General features: G+C 33.7%; 2 protein-coding genes. One reads left to right on the top strand and one right to left on the bottom strand.

Features of this window, described 5'->3' with window-relative positions; all coding sequences use genetic code 11:
* Nucleotides 1-174: 174 nt before the first annotated feature.
* Complete coding sequence (locus AC1DSL_RS17320) at nucleotides 175-1,425, bottom strand: YHYH domain-containing protein (RefSeq protein WP_477533173.1); 1,251 nt, start codon at nucleotides 1,423-1,425, stop codon at nucleotides 175-177.
* A 232-nt stretch (nucleotides 1,426-1,657) separates the two neighbouring features.
* On the opposite strand from AC1DSL_RS17320, the gene AC1DSL_RS17315 reads away from it, so the two are divergent.
* Nucleotides 1,658-2,424, top strand: a 767-nt coding sequence (locus AC1DSL_RS17315) for a hypothetical protein (RefSeq protein ID WP_477533172.1), incomplete at its 3' end; no start/stop codon positions are given.

The raw sequence follows: 2,424 nt of genomic DNA, 5'->3' as shown, positions 1-2,424 counted from the left end.
GCTTTTTGTTGCGCTTTTTTCTTTCTCATTTCCTTTTCTTGTTCTACCGTTAATCTATAACTTGAAACCCTTTGTTCAATTTGTTTGGGATCTTGTTTTTTGGTCAAAAGATTAACAATAACATCTTCAACTTTAAAACAAACACTTCGATAAATACCCATTTCTTCACCTACCCTATGCAATCGTCATTTTTTTAGCCACATAAAACCGACGTCCTAGCCACGCTAGAAACATCAATCCAATACCAGTTCCAGTTTGGGCATTTTGTTTTCGTTCAATTTCCTCATACTCAAGCGCACCAATCTCATAGTGATGATTAAAAATTACTTTTGAATCGATATATTCTTGTGGAATTGAAAGTTTTTCTCCTTTTAAACCCATGTTGTAAGCTATCTTCTCGATTTTCAAGACATCTTTATTGGATTCAAAACCTTCTTGGTACCACGTAATATACTTTCTGTTTTCAAGTTTTGGTTTCTTATATTCAAGCATTGTGAAGGCAGCCAGATAACCTTTATCCAAATAAGATTGTTTTAAGTCTTGTTGGCCCTTAGCGAACCCCTTTTGATATGCCGTTAGATAATTTGGCTTCTCATTTTTCGGTTCGTTAGATTTATCATTTTTTCCATCTTTATAACCTAATATGTTCAATTCAGCTTCTCTTTTTTTGTTTCTTTCAGTTACTGCTTTATTAAATCCAGCCGTGAAAGAGTTAGATAACGATTTATTATTTGCGTATTTTGTAGGTATTTCAACTTTGTCTTGTTTTTGTCCTAATGAATATCCGGCTTGGTCAGCCTGTTTTTTTTCCGTTGCTATCTTAGACTTACCCACATCAAACCCTTTGGAATAACCAGATGAATAACCAGATAAATATGCTTCGGATCCTTTTGAAGATGCTGATTTTTCTTTTTCTTCATATCCATTTTTTAAACCAGCAGCATAACCGTCTTTTTCACCCTTAGCAGCATCTTGTTCTGCTATAACTTTGGCTTTTTCTGCTTCAATTTGCGCTATTTGTGCTGCACTACCCCTGATTTTAGAAGTATCGTAATCACCTGGAGCTTCACATGGAATTCCATCATCAACAGTATTTCCCCAACCATCTAATTTTTCAGGATCGTTAGTTTTTGAATATCCTTTGGCATTCCAGTAATTGACTACCTCATCATATGTTGCAAAATCTGAACAATCCTTGTCCCCTGATTGATTGGAAGAGGGGGTGGTATTAGCTGATGAGCTACCACTTGAAGAAGTATCTCCCCCGCCATTATGAGAGTGATAACCCGTACATAATCCTTTTGCCTTCGACTTCTCAGAACAATTGTGCCCACCACTACTATCCGTTCTCCCAGAATGAGCCTCAGCCATCTCATTAAATGGAATGAACAACAATAATGCCATCAATATTAAAATTTTCTTCATAATAACCCCATATTCTATAGTGTAATAGATTCAAAGACTATTTTACTATATTTTTACATATGTTGTCTTTATTGGTTTTAAATAAAATTCTTCAGTCCATTTTTCTAGGTAGAGATAACCATCATTATCAATACTTATAAAGCTATAMAATCTGTATTAATATGGAATATACTTGTGTAAAATGAAACTCATAATTAAGTTTTTTATACTTAAATAATAGGAGATGACAAAATTGAGCAATAATGAGACCGAACTAATGGAAAGTGATCAAAAGATTTACTCTTTATCAAGTTTTCAGAACTTCGAAAATTATTTACAAGGTCTAGGACTTCCACATGAGGGAATTATTGCTTCTACTAGAGAGCGTAATCTTATGAGTAAGAATTTACCTGAAGCAGTACAAGAACTATCTCCTCAAAGTAAACGTAATGCAATTTATTTATCCAAGTTTGTTGCTAGTTCTGCGATAGGTTTATATGATGCTGCGTTGAATTACTTATGGAATGAGGTTGTTATTTCATTAAGGGARAAAGTGAATTTCTACGGACTAGATTTATTCTTTGATGCAGCTGTGGGTGGTGAACTTAGAGATACATATTCAACCGTCGAAGATTTAAGTTCGATTAAGGATAATACTTTAATTGACACATGTAGAAAACTCGAACTCATTTCTGATTTGCTTCACGAAAAACTCAAGCATATTTTGTATATGAGAAATAATATTGGGGCGTCACATCCTACAAGGGAATCTATCAAAACATATGAACTTCTAGGGTGGTTGGAAACTTGTGTAAAGGATATAATCGAAGATCGTCCTTCTGAAGCAGCGATTTTTGTACAACAACTTATTGTGAATTTAAAAAATGAAAACTTAGTAATTGATGAACCACGGATAGAACAAATCAAGGAAAATTTAGTGCAACAAAATACACGTATATCAGGAAATTTATTGACCACATTGTTTAGTATTTTCACTAAAAAAAATACCTCACCTAATGT

The sequence above is a fragment of the Paenisporosarcina sp. P4_D4 genome (genome assembly GCF_056401835.1).
The sequence above is the reverse complement of the archived record's forward strand: the minus strand, read 5'-3'. Positions and strand labels throughout refer to the sequence as shown.